General features: G+C 59.5%; 10 protein-coding genes and 1 tRNA gene. 4 read left to right on the top strand and 7 right to left on the bottom strand.

Annotated elements, in window-relative coordinates:
* From HX793_RS27395 to HX793_RS27380, 4 genes are all read right to left on the bottom strand, one after another.
* A partial coding sequence (locus HX793_RS27395) for a two-partner secretion domain-containing protein (RefSeq protein WP_178905560.1) occupies positions 1-13,167 on the bottom strand: 13,167 nt, incomplete at its 3' end.
* Positions 13,168-13,200: 33 nt separating this feature from the next.
* Entirely contained in the window at positions 13,201-14,922 is a 1,722-nt protein-coding gene (locus HX793_RS27390; RefSeq protein WP_256348450.1) for a ShlB/FhaC/HecB family hemolysin secretion/activation protein, read from the bottom strand.
* 243 nt (positions 14,923-15,165) lie between these two features.
* Positions 15,166-15,241: transfer RNA gene (locus HX793_RS27385), tRNA-Asn, on the bottom strand.
* 33 nt (positions 15,242-15,274) lie between these two features.
* Positions 15,275-16,198, bottom strand: coding sequence for a LysR family transcriptional regulator (locus tag HX793_RS27380; RefSeq protein WP_177053564.1), 924 nt, complete (start codon positions 16,196-16,198; stop codon positions 15,275-15,277).
* Positions 16,199-16,300: 102 nt separating this feature from the next.
* On the opposite strand from HX793_RS27380, the gene lldD reads away from it, so the two are divergent.
* Positions 16,301-17,431 (top strand): FMN-dependent L-lactate dehydrogenase LldD, encoded by a 1,131-nt coding sequence (lldD, locus tag HX793_RS27375; protein WP_010208917.1) that lies wholly within the window; start codon positions 16,301-16,303, stop codon positions 17,429-17,431.
* Here lldD and HX793_RS27370 read toward each other — a convergent pair.
* From HX793_RS27370 to HX793_RS27360, 3 genes are read right to left on the bottom strand one after another with little or no spacing between them, the layout of a single operon-like run.
* Positions 17,428-18,660, bottom strand: a complete 1,233-nt coding sequence (locus HX793_RS27370) for a CaiB/BaiF CoA transferase family protein (protein ID WP_177053565.1) — start codon at positions 18,658-18,660, stop codon at positions 17,428-17,430. The genes lldD and HX793_RS27370 overlap by 4 nt on opposite strands.
* Positions 18,661-18,686: 26 nt before the next feature.
* Positions 18,687-20,216, bottom strand: coding sequence for a 3-hydroxyacyl-CoA dehydrogenase (locus HX793_RS27365; RefSeq protein WP_177053566.1), 1,530 nt, complete (start codon positions 20,214-20,216; stop codon positions 18,687-18,689).
* Between the two features lie 2 nt (positions 20,217-20,218).
* Positions 20,219-21,004 carry an enoyl-CoA hydratase gene (locus HX793_RS27360; RefSeq protein ID WP_177053567.1) on the bottom strand — a complete coding sequence of 262 codons (786 nt, stop codon included), beginning with the start codon at positions 21,002-21,004 and terminating at the stop codon, positions 20,219-20,221.
* Positions 21,005-21,266: 262 nt separating this feature from the next.
* Between HX793_RS27360 and HX793_RS27355 the strand changes: the two genes are divergently transcribed.
* The 3 genes from HX793_RS27355 (at position 21,267) to HX793_RS27345 (ending at position 24,665) form a co-directional block, all read left to right on the top strand.
* Positions 21,267-22,112: an IclR family transcriptional regulator gene (locus tag HX793_RS27355; RefSeq protein WP_122555173.1), complete on the top strand. Its 846-nt coding sequence runs from the start codon at positions 21,267-21,269 to the stop codon at positions 22,110-22,112.
* A 69-nt stretch (positions 22,113-22,181) separates the two neighbouring features.
* Positions 22,182-23,336: an acyl-CoA dehydrogenase family protein gene (locus HX793_RS27350; protein WP_177053568.1), complete on the top strand. Its 1,155-nt coding sequence runs from the start codon at positions 22,182-22,184 to the stop codon at positions 23,334-23,336.
* Between the two features lie 54 nt (positions 23,337-23,390).
* The gene (locus tag HX793_RS27345; RefSeq protein WP_177053569.1) at positions 23,391-24,665 is read left to right on the top strand and encodes an MFS transporter; all 1,275 of its coding nucleotides are present in this window, start codon (positions 23,391-23,393) and stop codon (positions 24,663-24,665) included.
* Positions 24,666-24,976: the final 311 nt, after the last annotated feature.

The following is a 24,976-nucleotide window of genomic DNA, read 5'->3' as shown; positions in this document are numbered from 1 at the left end:
CTTTTTCAGAGTTTCCCTAGGGATCGAACTTCCATCACGAATCTGTGGAAATATTTCAGATTGCCGAATGCTTAAATCGGCATTTCCCGTCTTGACCTCGATAATCCTGATGGTTCCATCAGGTGCTTCTGCCACGATGTCAGGTCTACAGCGACCGGTCCCGCAAGAGCTTCCAAAGGAAATTTCCTTATCACTGACTCGATAACCCTGTCTGATCAACTGATCTTTAATGTCATCAACCATATTTAAATGATGGTCATAATGATCCCTGATTGTGACGGTTGGAGAGCCTGCTGCTTTTTTGGCACCAAATAGGATTGCAGTCCATTTTGAAAGTGTACCAAGGGTTTCAGGGGCTACGTCAACGCCTACTCCTGCTGCTGCTTGACTTGCTGCGCCAAACACGTTTTGGGCGATTCCCGCCGCAAGAACCCTATCGCGGGAGTTGGTGTTCATCACGTCTACCGCTATCAGCATGCGCGACACCTCATCGGGCAGGCTACCACTGGCTCGTACTTGAGAAATGAACTCATGAGTTTTGTAGTAACTCACTACCCATTCGCTGTAAGCCTCCCTGCATTTCGCAGGATCATTCTCGCAAATGCCATTCAGGCGTTTTTCGTTAGCCTCATTCAAATCGGCGTATTTATTGATGACTTCCCGGCAGTTGTTTTTGGCTTCACAGGTTCTCGCTTCACCGATAAGCGCCTCGACCTCTTTGTGCTGTAGTTCGTTATAAATCGTTCCTTGCTGGGCTACCCATGCTGCAACCTCCTGGTCTTTTGCACTCCCTCCCAAACCTGCTGCGACCGTCATGCCGATCAGTTGAGAGGTCATGGCTAAAAGACGCTCGTGCGCTTCGCCCGGAAACAAATCGTCACCAAAAGCTTGTATCAGCGCTTTGTTAGCGCCTGCTGCTACGGCACCTGATACGAAATCTCCACCTGCCGCTTCCGCGATGAGGCCTCCGACAATGGCATGCACCGCGACTTTAGTGGAAAGCTCGGACCCCACCAGCTTCGTGCCCACTTGTTCATAAATCATTCCAGAAAGAAGACTTGCACTGAGATCCAGAGCCGCTTGACCAACATTTTTGGTAAAGCTACCGCCATTCACGACGGTTTTAAGTGCCGAATTGACCGCAAGTTGTCTGCCAAGGTCAGCTGCAGTGAATGCCCCGGTCACCCCAAATAATTTTGCTATCGGGCCACTAAGTCCTGCGATCGCGTAGCTTTTCAAACTGTCGCCCGAAGTCACATCCTTTGCGATCGCCCCCAAGTCTCCTCTGTTGTTGATGGTGCTTGTCGCAGTCTTTACTGCTACCCCCGTGTACACGGCGCTGGCGGCAAGGCCAGTAGTCGATGTCGCTGCTGCACCTACAAGCTCAGCGCCCAACCCCCAAGTAAAGTAGGTAACGATGATAGCGATCACCAGCGCAGCACCGCTTCCCAAGCTAGAATTGCTATATTTGAAACTCTCGTGAATTTCCTGGACTTTGTGCCAATCTACATCACCGCGCTTCTCAGCCTCTTTGAGCCAAGCCAGTTGCGGATCTGCCTTGACCATCGCATCAATGGCTTGGCTGACCGTTTCTTGATTGACGTGTTTGACATCGATCTTTAACCCATCGACAGCTTTAATAACGATGTTGCCTTTGGCCGTCATCTGGGTCTGCTTGAACGTCTCATCGGTGTTGCCTTTACCGCTCATGCTGTTCCAGGAAAGACTTGATTTACTCTTGGAGTGACTCTCCTGATGCAGGTCTTTCACCCCTTCAAACTCAATCCCACCACCGCTTTGCACAGTCAGGTCTTGATCGCTTTCCAGTTTTGCCGCCTGGTATTTTTGATCACCGCCGCTGATAAGGGCGATGTCGCCACCGGCTTTGACTTCGCTCCCGACATTTACGACTTTTGTCACTTCATCGTGCTGCGTCTGCTTTTTGCTTTTGCTCTTCTTCTTCATGTCATAGAGCGAATAGTCACTGTCCTGCGCAGCAAGCAGGCTTAGTTTCTCGCCAGCCACCAGATAAGCTTCGTCGCCAGCGGTTATACGGCTGGAGATCAAATCCATATCATGGCCAGCGCTAAGGCGTACATCCGCGCCTGCGCTAACCAACGATCCAACTTGGCTGACATGGTCTTCTTGGATGGTCCTCTTCTTGCTCTTGCCGAAAGCGTGTTCCTCATTCGCGGCAGAGGCGATAGTCATGCTCTCTTTGGCATTCATGACGATATCGCGCTTGGCATTGATTGAGCTGGCGATCGCGTTCAGATCACGCCCCCCGTTCATCACCACGTCTCGCCCAGCACTGACAGAAGAAGTACTTTGTGTCACTGCGCTGGTACGCATTCCCATGCCGCTGAAACCGGAATCAAGCGCTTTCGTTGCGACGATGTTGATATCGCGACCGGCGTCAATCAGAGTGTCGCCACCACTTTTTAGGAAACTACCACTATTGGTGAAGTCACGTGCAGCCTTGATGGTCAGATCGTTTGCCGCCTCAATACGCGCAGAATCACCGTAGTAATTGCGATTCCCCTCCCCCATGCCCAACCCAGTCAGGCTGCGCTCATTTACCACATCCCCCTTCACTGCCGTCAGCGCTACATCGCGTCCAGCAATCACACCGCCAGACTGGTTAACAATGTTATTTCCCGCCAATAGATCCAGTCGGTTTCCTGCCTCAATCCGGCCACTGTTGACAAGGTCATCACCTGCGGCCGCTGAAAGATTGTTACTGGCACGTAAGGTGCCTGCGTTGACGAGGTCTTTACCGGCGATCAAGCTGACGTCCTGCCCAGCAATCAATGCCCCGTTCGACGTCAGTCGCTGGTCGGCATTGGCTAAATAAAGCACCGGCACCAGGACTTTCTCGCCAGCCACCTCATGCTCTTCCAGCCAAACGATGTCATGCGTCAGTGCTGCAACCTGAGCGTCTGTCAGCGACACACCCACTGATAGATCCAGGCGTTGCTTGCTGCGGATGGCGTTATCCATCAGGTATCGGAACAGTGCATCGTCCGAGGTCTGGCCGTCGAGGAAGCGTTGACCGGTGTGAGCGACCACAGCTTGCTGGATCAGCCGCTGTTCATAGAGGCCATCTCCGAGGCGCTTGGCGCTCTCGTCAGGGTTGTAGCCGAGGCCAGCGAGCAGGTAGTCCGAACTCATGAATTGCTTGAGGTCGGTCAGTGCAGGATTGGTTTCGATCAGATATTTATGTGGTTGCGAGAGGGCGCTGCTGTTGGGCAAGCCTTGGACGCGATTAATGGGTTGCGCTGCCCCAGGTTGAGTGCTGCCTTGCGCCAGCGGGGTGAGTATTGGAATGTTGATAGCGGCGCCGGTGTTGGACGCGATGGAGCCATCAAGCGCACCGTTCGTATCACGGGCAGCAGGTGTCAATACAGGCAAGCCTAGGTCCGGCCTTGAAACCTGCGTGTTGGCCGCATTACCGTGGCTGATTTCAATCCCTGTGGTACGGCCGGTCGGCAATGCACCGCTATCGGTATTGCCGGCGACGCTAATCGTACTGGCACTGCCACTGACGGCCCCGGCGTCGCGAGCGGTCAGTGCGACTTGATGGACACCTGCTGCGGCTTGCGCTGCATTACTAACCTGGAGGATCCGGCCGGAGACGTCGGGCGAGGGTTGCTGGCGCTGCACCAAGCCTACGTTGGCGTCGCCCAGCGTCCAGCTCTGCGCGCCAGTGTCGCCACTGCTCACCTGCCCAGTGTTCGCAGCTTGCCCGTTCAGGCGAAATAAGCCGTTTTTGCCGGTGGGCAAGGTGAAACCTGGAAGGGCCACCGGGTTGACTTGCTGTAGGGCGAGACCGGGTGGCAGTACGCGGTTGATCGTAACCATCACCGCAGTGTTGCCGGTGACCTGGGTAGCACCCACACGGGATGCATTACCGGTGACCGCTACGTTTTGGCGTACCACGCTGTTGGTTAGGTTTTGTGTTGCGTTGATACTGACGGCACCGCCGGCTTGAACCACCGCACCTGCCGCTGTTGTGGAACCGATGGTGGTGCTGTTGAACGGACGGGTACTGACCATTTCCCAAGGCCCATCTGTCGCACCTATGCTCGGGTCAACATACAGGGAGGCTTTGACGTTCAGTGGTCCATACTGAGTGTTGCCTGGGTCTTCGCGACCATTACGTCGATTGATCACGCGAACAACCGACTCGGTACCATTGCTGGTCCACACGTGGATGTTTGGTGCGCGCGGATTATAGGACGGGTCATGGCCACGGTTATAGTTCATCACCGTCTGCATGAAACGCGAAAGATCGTATGGGTGTACATCCCCAAAACTATAGGAGCGACGTAGGCTGTACTCACCAACGGAAGTGCCTTCGCTGATAAAGTTCTGCAGGACAAAGTTGATGGTCCCACCTGCCGTGAGCGTAGAGTTCTTGTTGCTCAGGTCCCCGCCCGTGACCGTAAAGTTTCGACCAGCCGTCATGCTGGCTGCAGCCGAGTCTTCTTCGATCTGAGATTTGAAGTTCTGGGCCCACACCAAGTAGCTATCGGTAGAGCGATTGGTGTCTATGTACGAACAACTACTGCACTGCAGTCCGATATAACTGGATACCAACCCCCCCGTGGTCTTGAACACATCCTTACGGTTCTCGATACTCGCCGCCGCCAGGTTCAGATCCCCGCCACTCTCGATCGTCGCCGAAATATTGTTGATCGACGTGCTCTGCCCGTTGTTGTCATCCTTGGCAATGCTCACATTCCCCAGGCCGTAAACATCGGCAAATCGATTGGTGAACGTATCGGTGCGCAGCGCCATGTCGCCGCCGCTGAAAATCAGGCCGTTCTGGTTCAACAAAGCAGGTGTGGTCAGGCGCAGGTTTGCGTTGCTGCCCAGCGTGCCGCTGTTATTGATCGCGCCTGCGGATACATTCAGGTCCCTAGCCGAGGTGATCCGCCCTTCATTCGCCAGCGTCCCGCCCACAGCGATGTGGCTATTGCCTCCACCGGCGATGCTCGCGAGTTGCCCCACGGTCAATTGTGCAGCCGTGAGGTCCAGCGCCCCTACACTGCTGACTCGACCGCTGCCCTCATAACCACCCGTCAATTGCAGCGCCAGGCCACCATCGCTGGCGATCAGGCCATTGTTGATCCAGTGACCGCCCTTGCCTTCCAGACGTGAAGAGGCCAGCAACTGCCCAGTCTCAGTCTGGGTGAAGGTGCCGACATTCACATTGAGGCGTCCTGCCTCGATGACGCTGCTGTTGGTCCAAGTGTCAGCATTCAGGGTCAGGCCGCCACGGGTCACGATGCTGCCACCGGCACCCGTGACATTGGGCAGGGAGATATCAAAATCGCCCTCGCCGGTGTGCAGGAGTTGGCCGCCGGTGTTCTGAAAAGTAGTGGCTGCCAGGCCCAGGTTGGTGTTGGCGGTTTCGACTACGCCATTGCGGTTGTCGAACAGGTTGCCGATCTGGAACTGGGTCTTGCCCGCGCGCGCCAAGGCACGTAGCTGGCCGCCCTGATTGACCAGGTCATTAGCCTGTAAAGTCAGTGTCTCCTCGCTTTCGATAATCCCCGAGTGGTTGCTCAGTTGCCCACTGACGCCGAGGTCGATGCGCTTGGCGGAGATTTGCCCGAAGCTGTTATCCAACCAGGTGCCATGGGTTTGCAACGTCCCCTTGGCATACACTCCACCATAGGCGTTGAGGAATTGATTGGCCGTGATAACAGCATCGCCGTCCTGGGCGGCGATACGACCTTGCTGGTTATCGACGGTAAGCGCTGTCAGGTTCACACGCTGGCCTTGCACTACCCCGCCTTTGCTTTGCCCAACGCCATTGAGCAGACTGTCGCTTAATGCGGCATCCACTCCCCCGGCCAGGCTGGCTACATTACCGCCCTGATTGTTAAGGGTGTTGGCCCTGATCACAGTGTCGCCAGTTTGCGCCAGGAGCTTGCCGCCCTGGTTATCGATATCGCCGCTGACGTCGAAGCTTAAACCGCTCTGGCCCTGCACGACGCCGCTAACGTTTGAGAGCCCTGCGGACTTGATTTGCAGGTCGGCTTCCTGACTGTAGATCAGGCCCTTGGCGTCATTTTGCAGGATGCCAGTGGTGGTGATCGCCACACGACCTTTACCGGCGACAGTGCCGAGCTGGCTGTTGTCCAGGCCGCCAGCCAGTAAGGTCAGCAACCCTTGGCTGGCTATCTGGCCACCCTGGTTGTTGATCTGCATCGCGCGCTTTAGCGACAGCGGGCCCGCGCTGGCCAACTTGCCATTGGTGTTGTTCAGCGAACCCAGCAAGTTAAGGGTCAAGCGGTCGTTCCCGGCGACGGTACCGCCGGTGTTGTTGAGGTCTGTGGCGGTGATGGCCAGGGCTTTTTGCGCGCTGACTGTACCGCCTTGGTTGTCCAGAGTGACCGCCTGCAGCTCGAGTTCGGCGCCGCTGCCGATCAGGCCAGCGTTGCGGTTGTTCAACTGGCCGGTGACGGTCAGGCTTTGTCCCGCACCACTTGAGAGGATGCCGCCGCTGTTGTCGAGACTGGCGGCAGTGAGGTCCAGCCGTCCCTGACTGGCCACCGCGCCGGCAGAGGTATTGAGCAGAGCGCCGGTAAGACGCACGTCCACCGCGCCGTTGCGACTGGAAAGCGTGCCGTTGTTGCGGTTGTCGAGACTGTCGCCACTAACACTCAATCCCTGCCAGCCGGACAACAATCCATTCTGGTTGAGCAGTGTGCCTGCGTTGACAGAGAGCAATTGGCTGCTGATCAACTTACCGCCGCTGTTATCCAGGCTATTGAGGTTAAGCGTCAGGTTTTGCTGGGTGGAGAGTTCGCCATTCTGGTTATTAATGGCGCGTACTCGGTTCAGGGCCAGCGTGCCCTTGGCTGAAATCAGCCCGTTGCGGTTATCCAGTTCAGCGCCGTTCAAATCGAGGGTCACGCCCTGCGCGCCGACGATTTGACCGCCGCCCAGCGTCAAGCCGCTGAGTTTCAAGTCCATCGAGCCCTTGGCGGACACCTCACCGCCGCTGCCAGTGCTGAGGTTGCCTGTCGCAATATCGAGGGAGCCTTGGCTGTTGACCAAGCCAATGACGGTGTTATCCAGCGCCATCGCGTTGAGGATTACGCGGCTACCGCCCAACAGATTGCCGCCTTGGTTATTCAGCAGGCCGTCGCTGGTCAGTTGCAGCTCGCCTCGGCCGGTCAATGTACCGCCTTGGTTGCCCACGGAGCCTGCGTGCAGGTTGAGGTTGGCGGCGCCGACCAGGCCCTTGATGTTGGCCAAGGCCTGGTTGATTCGCAGTGTCAGGGCCTGGTTGCTCAGCAGCTTGCCGTTGCTGTTATCCAGGCTTTGCGCGGCGAGGGTGAAGGCTTGGTCGCTGGAGATTTCACCGCCCTGGTTATCGACGGTGGCGAGGTTCTTCAGCAGCAGCGGGCCGCTGGCGTTGATCAAACCACCACGGTTATCCAATTGGCCGTTGCTCAGGTCCAGGCTCAACCCGGCCTGGCTGAAGAGCTTGCCGGCCTGCTGCTCAAGACCGGTCACGGTGGCGTCCAATGCCTTGGCACTGCCGATGCTGCCACCGTTGTTCACCTGACCAGCGACCAGGGTCAAGGTGTCGCCGCTGTTAAGGCGGCCGGCCTGGTTGTTCAGGGTGCCCGTGGTAACAGCGACCGGACCTTTGCTACTGAGGGTGCCTTGCTGGTTGCCCAGGTTAGCGCTGCGCAGCGTCAAGCTGGCGTCGGTGACCAGTTCACCGCCCTGGTTGTTCAGGTTATCGCTGACAACCACATTCAGGCCTTGCGCGCTGGAGAGACTGCCCTTGGTGTTATCGAGGCTGCGCGCCTTGACGTCCAGCGTGCCTTCGCTGCTCAGCAGGCCCTGGTTGTTGGTGAGGTCACCTGCCAGATCCACCACCAAAAGTTGCTGACTGAGCAGCTTGCCGCCGCTGTTGTCCAGCGCTGTACCCGTCAGTGTCAGGCGCTGGCCATTCAATTGGCCGCGCACACGGTTGAGTACGTTATCCACCGCCACGCTCAAGCCTGCGGCTGCGAACACCTGTCCGCCGTCGCTGTTGTCCAGACGTTGGCCAGTGATGCTCAGGTCGGCGTTGCTGGTCAGCTCACCAGTACGGTTATCGACGTCGCCAACGTCCAGCTTCAGCGCTTTTGTCGCGCCTACCAGGCCATTGCGGTTGTCGAGATTGGCACCCGTAAGTGCCAGGGTGTCGGTGCTGACCAACTGGCCTTTCTGGTTGTCGATGCGATTGGCGTTGACGGTGACCTTGGCCTTACCCGCTATTTCGCCCGCGCGGTTGTCCAGTTTTGCGGCGGTCAGCAGGACGGCACCGTCGCCAATCAGGCTGCCGCGCTGGTTGTCGACTAGGCCGTCAGCGCCGATCTCCAGGCCACCACGGCTGCTGACCAGACCGTCAGTGTTGTCCAGGCTGGCGCTGTGCACATTGAGGCCGACCGCGCTGATGCTGCCCTTGGCATTGGCCAGGGCTTGTTCGATGCGCAGGTCCAGGGCCTGGTTGCTGATCAACTTACCGTTGCCGTTATCCAGGCTGCGTGCCGCGAGGGTGAAGGCGTTCTGGCTGGAGATTTCACCATTGCGGTTGTTCACGTTGCCGAGGTTTTTCAACACCAGGATCGGTGCGTTGATCACCCCGGCGTTGGCCAGCTCGCCGTGATTCATGCCCAGGTTCACCTGGCTGCTGCTGAAGAGTTCGCTGCCGCTTGCCTGGGTCAGGCTTGCAAGGTTTGCATTCAGCGCGCCGGTACTGGCGATGCGTCCGCCGTTGTTGAGGTCAGTGGCCTTGATGTCGAGGCTGTTGGCGCTGATCGCACGGCCGCCAAGGCCGTTGTTGAATTGCCCGGTAGTCAGGGTGGCAGCGCCCTGGCTTTTCAGCAGGCCTTGCGCGCTGTTATTCAGGCCAGCGCTGGTGAGACTGAGCGCCTGCGCAGACTCCACCACACCGCCCACGTTGAGCAGCTCACCGTCGCTTGCAAGGGTCAGGTCACCGGCACTGGACAGGCTGCCGCCGCTGTTATCCACCCGCTGTGCGTGCAGTTGCAGGCCGCCTTCGCTGCTGATCTTGCCGCGCATGTTGTCCAGCCCGGCCGACAGTCGCACCGCCAGCGAGCGTTGACCGGCAAGCGTGCCTTCGGTGTTGTCCAGGCTCGCAGCATTGAGGTGTACATCCTGGGCGAACACCAGGCCCTTGGCCCGGTTGATCACCTCGACCATCGCCAGTTCCAGTGCGGTGCCGGCCAATACCTTGCCGCCGCTGTTGTCCAGGCGCTGGCCGCTGATCTCGGTCTTGAGCTGGCCGGAGATTTCCCCGACGCGGTTATCCACGCGATCGACATTGAGTTTCAGCACTTTTGTCGCGCCTACCAGGCCGCCATTGCGGTTATCCAGGTCGTTGCCGCTAAGGCTCAGGTTGCCCTGGGCGGCAAGTTCGCCACCCTGCTGGTTCAGCACGCCGACCGTAGCGTCGAGATCAGCCTGGCTGGCGATACGGCCCTTGGTGTTGTCCGCCGTGTCCAACGTCAGGCGCAACGGCCCAACGGCACTGACCAGGCCGCCCTGGTTTTTCAAGGACTGCCCGGTGAGGGTCTGCGCCTGCTTGCTGTTCAGCACACCGCCACGGTTGTCGAAGCTGCCCGCCTGAAGAGTCATGTTGCCCTTGGACAACACGCGACCCTTGGCTTGGTTATCCAGAAGCCCACCTACCTGCACCGTGACGCTGCCATCGCTGACCAGGCTGCCGGACTGACTATTGTCGACACTGGACGCGGTCACTTGCAGCCGCTGCCCGGCACCGAGCGTACCGCCTTGGTTGGCCAGCGCGCCTCGGGTCGTCAGGGCGAGACTGACGTCGCCCAAGACCTGCCCATTGCGGTTATTCAGGGTCATGGCGTCAATCACGCTGGCGCCAGCACTCGACACCTCGCCCTCGGTGTTCAGCCATGCGCCGGCCACCGCCAGGGTCAGGTCTTTTGAACTGTTGAGCACGCCTTCCGTGTTGTCCAACCGCGCGGCCTGAGCATTGAGCCCGGCTGCGGCGATCACGCCCTTGATGTTGACTAGGGCCTGGTCAATCTTAAGGGTCAGGGCTTGATCGCTGAGCAGTTTGCCTTCGCTGTTGTCCAGGCTTTGCGCAGCCAGGGAGAAGGCGTGCTCGCTGGAGATTTCGCCTTGCTGGTTGGCGACCGTGGAAAGGTTTTTGAGTATCAACGCACCGGGGGTGTTAATCAGGCCTGCAGCGTTGTTGAGTGCGCCGTGGTTCATGTCCAGGGTCAGGGTCGCATCGCTGCGCAGTGTGCCTTGCTGATTCAACAGCGGACCGTTGAGCACTATGTTCAGGTTGCGCTTGGCAAAGACGTTGCCCTTGAACTGGTTGTTCAGCCGGTCGAGGTTCAGTTGAATATCGCCGTTGGCGAGTACCTTGCCACCGGCACTGTTATCCAACTGACTGCCGTTGAGCGCCAGGTCCGTCAAGCTGGACATTTCACCCGCGCGGTTGTCCAGGCTGTCGACCTTCAAGGTCATGGTTTTGCCAGCGTTGAGTAAACCGCTGCGGTTATCGAGTTGGCCAACGGTCAGCGCCAGCTCACTCTTGCCGGTGATGCGGCCGTTGTTCTGGTTATCGAGACTGGCGGCGGTCAACTGCAATAGACCGGTGGAGGCAAACAGCCCGGCCTGGTTGAGCAATTGGCCGTTGATCAACGCCTTCAGCGTGCCATCGCTGGTGAACGTGCCGCCGGTGTTGTCGAGGCTGGCAGCGTTCAGGTCCGACGCCAGCCCGGCGATCACCCGCCCGTTGCGGTTGCTGATCAGGCCTGTGTGATTAAGGGTCAGGCGCTGGTCGCCCTGGATCAAACCGTTACCGTTATCCAGTGATGTACCGGTCAGCAAGGTGGTAGCGCCGAGGATCTCGCCTTGGCCATTGAGCAGGCTTGTCGTGACACGTGCAGTTAGGTCATTACGCGCACTGAGTTTACCGTCCGTGTTATTCAGGCTGTTGGCTTGCAGATCCAGCCCGGTAGAGGCGACCAGACCCTTGGCGTTGTCCAGGGTCTGCGCGATACGCACCTGCAGTCCTTGCTCACTGAGCAGTTTGCCGTTGCGGTTATCGAGGCTGTCAGCCTTGAAAACCAGCGCCTGGGCGCTGGAGATTTCGCCGCCTCGGTTATCCACGCTGGCCAAGTTATTGAGTAGCAATACACCTGGTGCATGGATCAAACCGCCCTGGTTATTCAGATGACCGCCATTCAGATCGAGGCTGACATCACCTTGACCGAAAAGACGACCATCGTTGTGCTGATCAAGGCTGCTGACACTGGCGTTTAATGTCTGGCCACTACTGATGCGCCCCCCCACGCTGTTGTCAACGTGGCCTGCATTCAAATCCAAGCGATTATCGCCGTGCAGGGTGCCATGCTGGTTATTCAGCACACCGTTCAATTGCAAGTTCAGGTTCGTGTTAGCGACGACGGTGCCCTGACGGTTGTCGAGACTTCCCAACGTGAGACGCGCGTCCCCCTTGGAGGCAAACAAGCCCGTCTGGTTAAGCAGTTGACTCGCGATCACAGTGGTCAATAGGCCGTCACTGATCACCTTGCCAGCAGTGTTGTCGAACACGGCGCTGGTGACGTCGAGGCGCTTACCGGCGGCAATAGTGCCGCGAAGGTTGCTAATGGCGCTGCCCTTGATCGACAGAGCGTTATCACCCTGAATCTGACCGTCATCGTTACCCAGAGAGCCCACAGCCAACGTGGCCTCAGTTGCCAGCAGTTGACCGTTTTGATTTAGCAGTTGGCTAGCGGTAACACCTAGGCTTCCTGCGCTAAGGATCCGGCCCTGATTCTGGTTGTCCAGAATCGACGCATTCAGTTGTGCATCGCGCTGAGCACTCAGCGTGCCGCCCTGATTAGCCAGCTCCCCCGTGTTGATGCTCAAGTCACGGCTGGCGATCACCGTCTTACCGGTGTTGTCGATGCTTTGCGCTTTTAAGCGCACATCGCCTTGGGCATTGCGGCTGTTATCGGCATTGACGCCGGCTTCGATAATTCCGTTGTTGGTCAACCGCCCAGCGGCGTCCAGTGTGATGCTGTCCTTGGCCGCCAGGGTTTGCTGATTGATCAGTGCGCCTTGGGTGTTCACCGACAGGTCAGTACCGGCATACACCGCGCCTTTGGCCTCTACGCTGGCCGCTTTGACCACAACTGCCGTACCGGCTGAGGTTTGGCCCAAGACTACGTTACCCGCCGCATCAATCCGGATATCGCCACCGGCAACCATGTCCCCGGACAGCTTTACGCCGACGCCTGCTTCGGTGCCAACCAGCTTCACCGCTCCCACGTACATGCCGCCCAGCGCCGACGAGTCAATCGCCAGGTCCGGCGCCTTGCTACCGTCCGCCGCACGCACCGTCGCATTCAACGTGCGCGCGTCCACATCGTTGCGCCCCGCCACGATGGTGAGTTTTTTCGCCTGAATCTGTGCATTGATGATGGTGGCGCGGGTGATGATTTCGAACTGATCGACGTTGCTGGCATTCAGGCCAGTGCCTTCAATGGACACGTTGCCCTTGTCCACTTGATAACGGCTGATCTGGCCGTTTTCGATGACCGCCTTGCCCGTGGTGAGTGTGGCTTGTGGAGTGTTGATAAAGCCGCAGCCGTTGCAGCTGATGCCATACGGGTTGGCCACGATCACATGCGCCGACTGCCCCGCCACTTCGGTGTAGCCACTCAATTGGCTGGGGCTACCACCATTGACCTCATTGAGGATGACGCTGGCGGCGCTGCCATGGAAATTCGGGTTGCCGACAATGATCCCGCCGAGTTGGGTGGACTGCGTACGGTCGGTGGCATTGTTGAGGATGACGCCGTTAGCACCGACGTTGTAGTCGTGGAATTGGTTGTGCGACAGCCCGTTGGCGTTCGGCGCAGCAATGTTGACGATCGGCACGCCGTTGCCCGCTTGCCCGAGTGTGGTTCCCGGCCCACTCACGGCAATGCCGTCCGCTTGAGCCAGCAGTGGCTGCCAGAACATGGCGTTGGCCAGTACCAATGCCAACCCGCGCTTGGGCAAGCCCAGGAAGGTAGAACGACTTTTTACGGCCGCAGAAGGTTGGCGCGCGAGGAAGGCGAACTGGCGAACATCCATGTGGTGTCTCGATGCCCAAAGGGCGGTAAAAAATTAAAGGAAGAAATCCATGCGGAAATAGATCGGCGCTTCACGTTCCGTGATCGGGTCCGGTCGTTCCAAAGAGTGTGCAAAGGTCACCGTGGCCGCGACGTTCTTGCCGCGTGCAAACAGTTCCAGGGAATTGCTGCTCATGCGCCCATGCTGCTCGGCGTTGTAGCGACCATGGCGGATCACGCCCTGGTCGTAGCCGAGGCTGGTGCCGTATTCGGCCAGCACGGGTTGCAGCCAGGCCCAGGTCACCGGACGGCTCCAGCGCAGGTCGTTGCGCCAATAGCCGCCGCTGTCGCCAGAGAGCATCTGATCCTTGTAGCCACGAATCGATGACTGCCCGCCCAAGCTCATGCGCTGGGGGCTGAACAGCACATCCTCACTGCGTTGGCCGGTCATCAGGCTACTGAAGCTCAACGACTCGCCCCACAGTTTGAACGGGTACAGGTAGCTCACCGTCGCGGTGTATTTGCGATAGCGCGCATCGGCCTGGCCCGGTCGTGGGTTGTGATTGGCCTGGGCGTCGAAGGCGCCGATGCCGTCCTGCATGCCCAGGTCGATGTTGAGGAATGACCCGCCAATGCGCCGACCGTGATTGATGCCGAACTGCGCTTCGCTGAGACGGTTGCTGCTCAGGGCCAGCTTGCTGTCTTCGATGAAGTTGTTGGTACGCAGGTAAGCCACGCCGGTACTGAGGGAGGTTTTGCTCAGCGCGTCACGGTGAATGACTCGCTCCAGGCGCAACTGGTGGCTCTGGCTGTCGCCCGACTGTTTGAAGTTGAAGTTGTTGGCCTGGGCCAGGGAGCGGTATTCGGACTCGCTGTAGCTGTAATTGAGGTTCCACCAGCCAAACGGCAGGTTGTAATTGAGCATCGAGTTGCGCGAGGTTTTCTGGTGGTCACTGACGGCATCATGGCCGCCGCGTAGGGAGAGTTGGTCGGCCAGGCCAAGCGGGTTGTCCCAATCAAGGCTGGCGCCCCATTGCTGTTCACCGGTGCTGCGCTGGCCGCCGTTATGGCGTGACAGTCCAACGCGCCAGGGTTTTTGCGGGGTGTTTTTTACCAGTACATCGCTACCCCCAACGGCCTTGCCGGGTGCCAGCTCCATCTGTGCCTGGTTCGACGGCAGCCGGTTCAACTGGTCGACCATCTGCTCGATTTCGCGCAGGTTGAGCAATTCACCCTGTTTACCTGGAAAGCTCATCCCCAGTTGGCGGTCGGTAATGCCGCTGCCCTGCTCTCCCTTCAATCCTTCCAGCCGGCCTTCGACTACCTGGATCTTGAGCACGCCGCTGGAGAGGTCTTGTTGTGGCAAGTAGGCGCGGCTGGTGACCAGTCCTTTGGCCAGGTATCGGTCAGTGATGGCCTTGAGCACCTCATTGAGTTGCGGCACGCCGAGGCACTGGCCGATGTAGGGCTGGATCAGCGCGTGACGTTCGCTCTCAGAGAGCGCGTCGGCACCGGAGACTTCGATGGTTTTGATGGGAAAGCAACGAGTGTCGACTGGAGCTGTTGGCGCAGTGGGCGCGACGGTTTTCCCTGGCAGGTCCTTGAGTTCTTCGAGGCGACGCTGCTGCTCTTCGAGCAAACGGTCCTGGCGATCACGAATCAGGTCGGTGACACCCGGCGTATTCTGTGGGGGGGCTGCTTGAGCCAATCCGGCTGCGCTCAGGCAAAAAAATGCGGACAGCAGGCCAAGCCTGGTCCGGCGTACAGAACGCCACATTTATAGATCCCTCTATATGGCACAGCGCCATCATTGAGCGGCGATCATATGGTGGCGATATAGTGGCGTCAATTAAATGTACAAATTTGTTTCCCTGTGGATACAGAGGGTATTTCTGCTTGGGGTTGAATCGAGGGTCAGAAACGGCGCCATGCCTGCCACGCTGTTTGCTTGGATCACCTTGGAAAAATCCAAGGCAAAAAAAAGCCTGCATCTCTGCAGGCTTCTCTTTATATCGCTATCTGGCTCCACGACCTGGACTCGAACCAGGGACCCAATGATTAACAGTCATTTGCTCTACCAACTGAGCTATCGCGGAATTCGCCGTATGTTACTGATTAAAAAGGATAAGTCAAGCATTTCCTGGCATTCGTTGCGGCTCAACCGGATGACCGGTTGAATCGGCGTGCTCCCTGGCCAACTCCAGCCAAGCCAAAGCGGCCGGCGGCAGGTGGGCGCTGGTGCGCCAGGCCAGGGCGATGTGCCAGTCGGTGTGCGGTTCATCCAAAGGGATCAGAGCGATGCCAGCATGTTGATGCTTGTGCGCCAGCATGCGCGGCACGAAGGCCACACCCAGTCCGGCGGCGACCAGGTCGATGATGAAGTCGATCTGCCCGCTGCGGGCGGTGACTTTGGGAGTGACGCCTTTGCGTTCGCAGGCTGCGAGGATCTTGGCGTTGAGGGCGAAGCCGGCTTCGAACAGGATGAACGGCGAATCCGCCAGGTGAGTGAAGTCGATCCTCTTAAGGTGCGCCAGCGGATGGCTGACAGGCAGCACGGCCATCAGCGGCTCATTGCGCACGGGTTGGTAGTCGAAGTCTTCATCCACCGGCAGCAGCAGCGCTGCCAGGTCGACCTCCCCCGCTTCCAGGCATTCGCGCAGCTTTTTGCTGCCGTATTCGGTGAGTTCGATGTCGATGTCCGGGTAACGGCTGCGGTAGGTCGCAAACATCGTCGCAAACAGCACACCGCAGCCCACCGGCGGCAGGCCAATACGCAGCACGCCACGCTTTAAACCGCGCAGATCGTTGATCTCGGCCACCAAGTCGTTGCGCTCGGCGAGCAGCACCAAGGCGCGGCGGTAGGCGATTTCGCCGGCAGCGGTGAGTTCGTTACGGTGGCCCAAGCGGTTGAGCAATGGCGTGCCCAGTTCCTCTTCCAACGTCTTGACCGCCTTGCTCACGGTGGATTGGGTCAGGCACACCACCTCGGCGGCCTGGGAGAAACCTCCCTGGCGCACCACTTCGACAAAGGCACGCAATGTTCTCAGGTTCATCAGTATTCCTTCGGCGACTGACCACCAGCGATAAAAGTTGTTTTTATCATGCCAGACAATTGCCTATCCTGACGCCACCTTGCCTTGTGGAGCCCTCCAATAATGATCATCTCGTCCGCCTCCGACTACCGCGCAGCCGCCAAGCGCAAGCTGCCGCGCTTCCTGTTTGACTACATCGACGGCGGCGCCTACGCCGAACACACGCTGCGTGCGAACAGTTCGGACCTGGCCGAGATCAGCCTGCGCCAGCGCATCCTGCGCAATGTGGACAACCTGAGCCTGAAGACCACGCTGTTCGGCCAGGAGCTGGACATGCCGGTGATCCTCAGCCCGGTGGGCCTCACCGGCATGTACGCGCGACGTGGCGAAGTACAGGCGGCCAAGGCGGCGGCGAACAAGGGCATTCCGTTCTGCCTGTCGACGGTGTCGGTGTGCCCGATTGAAGAGGTGGCATCGCAGAGCGCGCAGGCGATCTGGTTCCAGCTGTATGTGCTCAAGGACCGTGGTTTCATGCGCAACGCGCTGGAGCGCGCGCAAGCCGCGGGCGTCACTACACTGGTGTTTACCGTGGATATGCCCACGCCCGGCGCGCGTTATCGCGATGCCCACTCGGGTATGTCCGGCCCATTCGCAGCACAGCGGCGCATGCTGCAGGCCGTCACCAAGCCGCAATGGGCCTTCGATGTAGGATTGATGGGCCGTCCCCATGACCTGGGCAATATCTCCAAATACCTGGGCAAACCCACGCACCTGGAAGACTACATCGGCTGGCTGGCGAACAATTTCGACGCCTCCATCAGTTGGAAAGACCTGGAATGGATCCGCGAATTCTGGAAAGGCCCGATGATCATCAAAGGTATTCTCGACCCTCAGGACGCCAAGGACGCAGTGAGTTTCGGCGCCGATGGCATCGTGGTCTCCAACCATGGCGGTCGCCAGTTGGACGGCGTGCTATCCACCGCCAAAGCCCTGCCCCCGATTGCCGATGCGGTGGGCGACGACCTAACGGTGCTGGTGGACTCCGGCATCCGCTCCGGGCTGGACGTGGTACGCATGCTGGCCCTGGGCGCCAAGGCCTGCCTGCTGGGTCGCGCCACGGCCTACGCACTGGCCGCCGACGGCCAGCACGGCGTGGAAAACCTGCTGGACATCTTCGCCAAGGAAATGCGCGTGGCCATGACGCTTACCGGCGTCACTTCCATCGCGCAGATCGATCGCTCTACCTTGGTCTAACCCTGCTGCTCGACGATCCCTCGCGCCTTGAGTTGGGCCAGTTGCTCCGCCGACAAGCCCAACCGCTCACCGAGGATATCGTCGGTGTGCTGCCCCAACCTCGGCGCCGGCCGCACATATTCCACGGGCGTGCCGGACATTTTGATCGGGCTGCCGACCATGGCAAAATCCGGGTTCTGCGGGTGCGGGATGTTCACCATCAGGTTACGCGCGATCACCTGGGGTTCTTCCAGGGATTGGGCGATGGAGTTGATCGCCCCCACCGGCACCTTCGACGCATGGATGCACGCCACCCACTCATCGGCGCTGCGCCTCAGGAAGTGCGCCGAGAGCAACGCGACGATCTCTTCGCGATGGGCAACGCGGTCGGCATTGCGACAAAAGCGCGGGTCCTGCGGTAGGTGCGGCAGGCCGATGCTCTGGCACAGGGCGATGAACTGGCTGTCATTACCGCAGGCGATGATGAAGTCACGGTCGGCGGCGCGGAACACCTGGTAAGGCACGATGTTGGCGTGGGCATTGCCATAACGCTCCGGCACCTTGCCCGACGCGAGGTAGTTCATGCTCTGGTTGGCCAGCGTGGCGACTTGCACGTCCAACAACGCCATATCAATGTATTGGCCAACGCCGGTGCGCTCACGGCTGAGCAATGCAGCCTGGATCGCCACGGTGGAATACAGGCCGGTCATCAAGTCGGAAAACGCCACGCCAACTTTTTGCGGGCCGCCGCCCGGCAAATCATCACGCTCGCCAGTAATGCTCATCAAGCCGCCGATGCCCTGGATGATGAAGTCGTAACCCGGCTCTTCGGCACGCGGCCCGGTCTGGCCGAAACCGGTGATGGAGCAATACACCAGGCGCGGATTGATCTCGGCCAGGGTCGCGTAATCCAGGCCATAACGGGCCAGGGAGCCGGCTTTATAGTTCTCGATCAGTACATCCGAGCTGGCCGCCAATGCGCGCACCAATTCCTGGCCCTCGGGAGTGGCCATGTCGATGGCCACGGACAACTTGCCGCGATTGGTCGACTGATAATAAGAAGCTTCGCCGGACGACTCTCCGGTGTCGGTCTTCATCCAGGGCGGCCCCCAGGCACGGGTGTCGTCGCCGCTTTTCGGGCGTTCGATCTTGACCACTTCCGCGCCAAGGTCGGCCAACACTTGCCCACACCAGGGGCCGGCCAACACACGACTTAAATCCAGTACCCGCAAACCTGTCAATGCACCCATTGTTCTTATCCTGTGAGGTTGGGAAATCAGCCGGCTGTCGGCTCTTCATGGCGCAGGGAAACACCCAGCATCGCCCGCCGCCGTAACCAAGGGCTGGGCCGGTAACGTGGGTCGTGGGTGAGTTCGCTCATGCGCTGCAAAATCGTCAGGATCCGCCGAGGCCCAAGGACATCGCCCCAAGCCAGCGGCCCCTTGGGATAACCGAGGCCGAGTTGCACGGCCTGGTCGATATCCTCGACGCTGGCGATGCGCTGCTGGGCAATATCACAGGCCAGGTTGACCACCATCGCCAGGGTGCGCTGGGCCACGAAGCCAACGCTGTCGCCAATCACCGTGACGCCCACACCGTCCGACGCCAGCAAAGCGTGAGCCGCATCGCGCATGGCGGGCGAAGTCAGTGGGTTCTGCATCAAGGTGCGATGACGCGACAGGTCGGTCAGCAGGTCGATGCACAGGGTGCGCGCGGGGTCGGTGTCGAAGCGCACGCAGGCGCTGGTGGCGTCGCGGCCATACGGGGCCAGCAGGCACAACGCCTCAGGCGAAGGTTGCGCGGCGTGTTCCAGATGGGCGCCCAGGTTGATCACCAGGGCACTCAAGCGCTCGTAGTCTTCGCTGTTTTCGGTGGCAATCCATACCGGCGGTTGCGGGCTTACAGTCGGTACGGGTTGAGGCTGAGGGCCATTGATAAGCTGGCCGTTTTCATACTGATAGAACCCATGCCCGGTCTTGCGCCCAAGGCGTCCAGCCACCAACATCTGCCGGGTCAGGGGCGACGGTTTGTAGCGGGGCTCTTGATAGAACTGGTTGTAGATCGACTCCATCACCGGGTGCGACACGTCCAGGCCGGTGAGATCCAGCAACTCCAGCGGCCCCATCCGGAACCCGGCGCCGTCGCGCAGGATGCGGTCGATATCACCGCGCTCGGCGATGCCCTCATCAAGCATCTTCAACGCTTCAGTACCATAGGCACGACCGGCGTGGTTGACGATGAAACCCGGCGTGTCCTTGGCGCGCACGCCACGATGGCCGATGCGTGCAACCAGGGCCAGCAGCGCGTCGCCCACCTTTGGCGCGGTGGCCAAACCATCGATCACCTCCACCACGCGCATCAGCGGCACCGGGTTGAAGAAGTGCAGCCCGGCCACGCGTTCAGGGTGTCGGCAACCGGTGGCGATGGCCGTGACAGACAGCGAAGAGGTGTTGGTGGCGAGAATACAGGTCGGGCTGACGATGCCTTCCAGCTGTTGCAGAAGCCCGCGCTTGGCGTCGAGGTTTTCCACGATGGCTTCGACGACCAGGTCGCAATCGCCCAGGTCATCAATCGCCTCGGCAACCCGCAGGTTGGCCAGCGCCGCCTCCATCGCGGCCTGGCTGATCTTGCCCTTGCCCACCAACTTGGCAAAGGTGCCGCTGAGACTATCCCGAGCCGATTGCGCAGCGCCTTCACGCGCATCGAACAGACGCACCACCACACCGGCCTGGGCCGCGATTTGTGCGATACCGGCGCCCATGACGCCAGTGCCCACCAGCCCCATCGTATTCAAGGTGTCGGTCATGCTTATTCCCCCCGATAATGCGGCGTGCGTTTCTCGAAGAACGCCGCGGCGCCCTCCTTCTGGTCCTTGGAATCAAACAGCAATTGAAACGCCTTGCGCTCCAGCACCAAGGCGCTTTCCAGCGGCAGGTCGGCGCCGGCCAGCATCACTTCCTTGATCTGCTCCACCGCCAACGGCGGCAACGCGGCAATCTGCGCGGCCAGTTCCAGGGCGCGGGGCAGTGTCTGGTCGTCGCTGACCATTTCGCTGAGCATGCCCATCGCCAGGGCTTCTTTCGCGCTGACCATGCAGCCCGTGAGCGCAATGCGCATGGCCTGGAATTTACCCACCGCGCGGATCAGACGTTGAGTGCCGCCCGCACCGGGCATCAAGCCGAGCTTCACTTCCGGCTGGGCAAATCGTGCCGACTCGCCCGCCACGATCAGGTCGCAATGCATCGCCAGCTCGCAGCCACCGCCCAGGGCAAAACCGTTGACGGCGGCAATCACCGGCTTGGGGCAACGGCTGATGGCTTCCCACAGGTATTCAGTGTGGCGGCGATACATATCGATCGCGCCTGCACTGGCGAACTCCTTGATATCCGCGCCGGCCACGAAGAATTGTTCACCACCGGTCAGCACAATGGCGCGTACATCCTGGTGTCGGGACAGCGCGCGGAAGTGCTCGGCAAGGACTTCACGCACCTGGGCGTTGAGGGCGTTTTTCACTTCAGGGCGGTGGATACGCACCACGGCCACGCCATTGTCATGGACGTCGAGGGTCACCACAGGTGGATTAGCGCTGGTCACATTCACTCCTGCTGCACGGTTCTTGTTAGTTGGACTGCCATATGTTTCGCTGTGCGAAATAACATTCCGTATTTGTCGATTAGCATAAGTATCGACCCTGCAGGTGTAAACGAAAAAACCCGAGCAACGCTCAAAACAGTGACTAAACCGCTGTTTTAAAGGGATTTATCCTTGGAAAAAATCATAGATCAAAAAGTTGATTAGTTTCGCTGTGCGGAATACTATTTTGTTTTGTTGATTTTATAAAAAAATGAGGATTACCATGCGCCGTCGAAACCCCGAGCCGGACAGCACCGAAGTTTCCGCTTTCGAGCATGTGTTGATCGACCCAATGAACAACGATGAGGAGGAAGACAAGGATCGCCAATTCGTCACCGCCCTGGCCCGTGGCCTGGAACTGCTGCGCTGTTTCACGCCGAGCGAGAGCGTATTGGGCAACCAGGAACTGGCGCGCAAGACCGGCCTGCCGAAACCGACGATCACCCGCATGACCCACACCCTGACCCGCCTGGGTTACCTCAAGCACCTGCCGCAGTCAGGCCGGTACCAGTTGGATGTGGGCGTGATGGCCTTCGGTTACGCGATGTTGTCGAACCTGTCGATCCGCGCCGTGGCGCATCCGTTGATGGAGACCATGGCCAAGTACGCCCAGGCGGCCGTTGCCATGGCCACTCGGGACCGCCTCGACGCGGTGTACCTGGACGTGGTCCAGGGCGAAGCGAACATGACCATGCGCCGCCAGGTCGGCACACGGTTGCCGTTGCACTTGAGTTCAGCAGGCCGCGCCTGCCTGGCAGCAATGCCGGAAAACGAGCGGGAGTTCATTCTCGACCACATCCGCCAGCGTCATCTGGAGGATTGGCCGAGCATCCGCAAGGGGCTGGAACGCGCCTTCCGGGACTACACCGATTTCGGCTATTGCATGTCGATCGGTGAGTGGCACCGCGATGTCAACGCCATCGCCGTGCCGCTGCGACACGCACAACACGGCTTGCTGGCGTTCAACTGTGGCGGACCGAGTTTCCACCTCTCGCGGGAGAAACTCGAAGACGACATCGGCCCACGCCTCAAGCACATGGTGAACAACATCGAGGCCGCCACCCGCTAGCTGGACCGGTGCATGGCCTCGGCAGATCGACGATAACAGGCCCGCCGAACGGGCCGCTGAGGAATGCACATGATCCGAGACGCACAAACGCTTCATATCCTGGTGGACGCCATTGCGCAGTTCGTCGACGAAGCGCTGATCCCACGGGAAAACGAAGTCGCCGAGACCGATGAAATCCCGGCGGACATCGTCAGCCAGTTCCAGGACATGGGCCTGTTCGGCCTGACCATTCCCGAAGCCTACGGCGGCCTCGGGCTGACCATGGAAGAAGAGGTGACCATCGCCTTTGAACTGGGGCGCACCTCACCGGCCTTCCGTTCCTACTTCGGCACCAACAATGGCATCGGCTCCATCGGCATCCTGCTGGATGGCACCGACGCACAGAAAGAGCACTACCTGCCGCTATTGGCCAGCGGCGAGCTGCTCAGCTCGTTCTGCCTCACCGAGCCAGACTCGGGCTCCGACGCCGCCTCACTGAAAACCACCGCCGTGCGCGATGGTGACCACTATGTGATCAACGGCACCAAGCGCTTTATCACCAACGCGCCCCACGCCGGGATTTTCACCGTAATGGCGCGCACCGACCCGGCGATCCGTGGTTCGGCCGGTATCAGTGCGTTCATCGTCGAACGTGACACACCCGGCCTGTCCCTGGGCAAACGCGACCACAAGATGGGCCAGCAAGGCGCCCACACCAGCGACGTGATTTTCGACAACGTACGCGTGCCCGCCGGCCAGTTGATCGGCGGCGTGGAAGGCGTGGGTTTCAAGACCGCGATGAAGGTCCTCGACAAAGGCCGCCTGCACATCGCCGCCGTCAGCGTGGGTGCTGCCGAGCGTATGTTGAGCGATGCGCTGAACTACGCAATCGAACGCAAGCAATTCGGCCAGCCGATTGCCGAGTTCCAGCTGATCCAGGCCATGCTCGCCGACAGCAAGGCCGAGATCTACGCCGCGCGCTGCATGGTGCTCGACGCCGCCCGCCAGCGCGACGAAGGCCGGGACATCGGCACCGAGGCGTCGTGCTCGAAGATGTTCGCCACCGAGATGTGCGGCCGCGTCGCTGACCGTTGCGTGCAGATCCACGGCGGTGCCGGCTATATCAGCGAGTACGCCATCGAACGTTTCTACCGGGATGTGCGCCTGTTCCGCCTGTATGAAGGCACCACGCAGATCCAGCAATTGGTGATTGCCCGCAACATGATTCGCGCGGCGCAACGCTAGGCCTTACCGCACCACCATACCCAATGCCCTAACAACTACAAGCAAGGTATCGCTATGGAAGTCGCCGCATCGGCGGGCGCGTTGTCGCCTGCAAAAAGCAAACTGTGGATCGTCGTTTTCATCTTCTGCTTCCTCGGCCTGTTGATCGATGGCGCGGACCTGATGTTGCTGTCCTACAGCCTCAGCAGCCTCAAGGCCGAGTTCGGCCTGACCAGCGTCGAAGCCGGCAGCCTGGGCAGCTTCACCCTGGCCGGCATGGCCATCGGTGGTATCTACGGCGGCTGGGCCTGTGACCGTTTCGGCCGGGTGAAAACCGTGGTGTGGAGCATCGTACTGTTTTCCGTGGGCACGGCGATCCTGGGCATGACCCACAGCTATTGGCAATTTGCAGCCACTCGGTTTTTCGCCTCCCTCGGCCTGGGCGCGCTGTATGTGGCGTGCAACACGTTGATGGCCGAATACGTGCCGACCCGCTACCGCACCACCGTGCTGGGTACCCTGCAGGCAGGCTGGTCGGTGGGCTACATCGTCGCCACCTTGCTGGCGGGTTGGATCCTTCCGGAGCACGGCTGGCGCTGGTTGTTCTACGTGGCCATCATCCCGGTGATCCTCGCCGTGCTGATGCAGCGCCTGGTGCCGGAGCCTCAGGCCTGGTTGACCGCACGCGCCGAACGGGCGAAAGATAAAGCCAACGGCAGCCAGCACGCCCTGAAGAAAAAGCCCGATGGCATGTTCAAGCTGATCTTCAGCGACCCGAAGGCCAGCCGCATGTTCCTGCTCTGGGCCCTGACCGCAGGCTTCCTGCAATTCGGTTACTACGGCGTGAACAACTGGATGCCGTCGTACCTGGAAAGCGAGCTGGGGATGAACTTCAAGTCGATGACCAGCTACATGGTCGGCACTTATGCGGCGATGATCTTCGGCAAGATCCTCGCGGGCCTGGCGGCGGACCGTCTCGGTCGACGCGTGGTGTTCGCATTCGGCGCCTTGGGCACGGCGATCTTCCTGCCGGTGATCGTGCTATTCCAGAGCCCCGATAACATCCTGTGGATGCTGGTGGTGTTCGGCTTCCTGTACGGCATTCCCTATGGCGTGAACGCGACCTACATGACCGAAAGCTTCGAAGCCAAGTTTCGCGGTTCGGCGGTAGGTGGTGCGTACAACATCGGTCGTATCGGCGCAGCGGTGGCGCCGGCGGCGATCGGGTTCCTGGCGTCCCATGGCTCCATCGGCATGGGTTTCCTGGTAATGGGCGGCGCTTACTTTATCTGTGGCGTCATCCCGGCGTTGTTTATTCGCGATAAACAGTTCGATCCGCAGAAACAGTAAGGCCACCGCTTAGTTGCCAAATAACTGGCGTCATCGTTCAGCGACTGTTTTTAACGATAAAAACAGTCGCTTGATTTATAAGGCTTTTTATTAATTTGAAGCAATTTGGCATGAATCTCGCTCTCAGCCTGTTCAAGCAGGTTAAGCGATGACAAGACGTGCGGCAGTGCCCAGGGGTTATAACCCATTGCAAAGCGGTCTAAACTGTTACTCATGTTTTACGGAACTGAAGGAACAGTAAGACGCTTGGCACTCGCCACTCTCATCGAGCCTGTAAGACAGCCAAGTGCTTAGGGATGGTCTGAAGTAGC

This window comes from Pseudomonas reactans (genome assembly GCF_013387025.1).
Lineage (GTDB): Bacteria > Pseudomonadota > Gammaproteobacteria > Pseudomonadales > Pseudomonadaceae > Aquipseudomonas > Aquipseudomonas reactans.
This window is presented reverse-complemented; position numbering and strand designations above follow the sequence as displayed.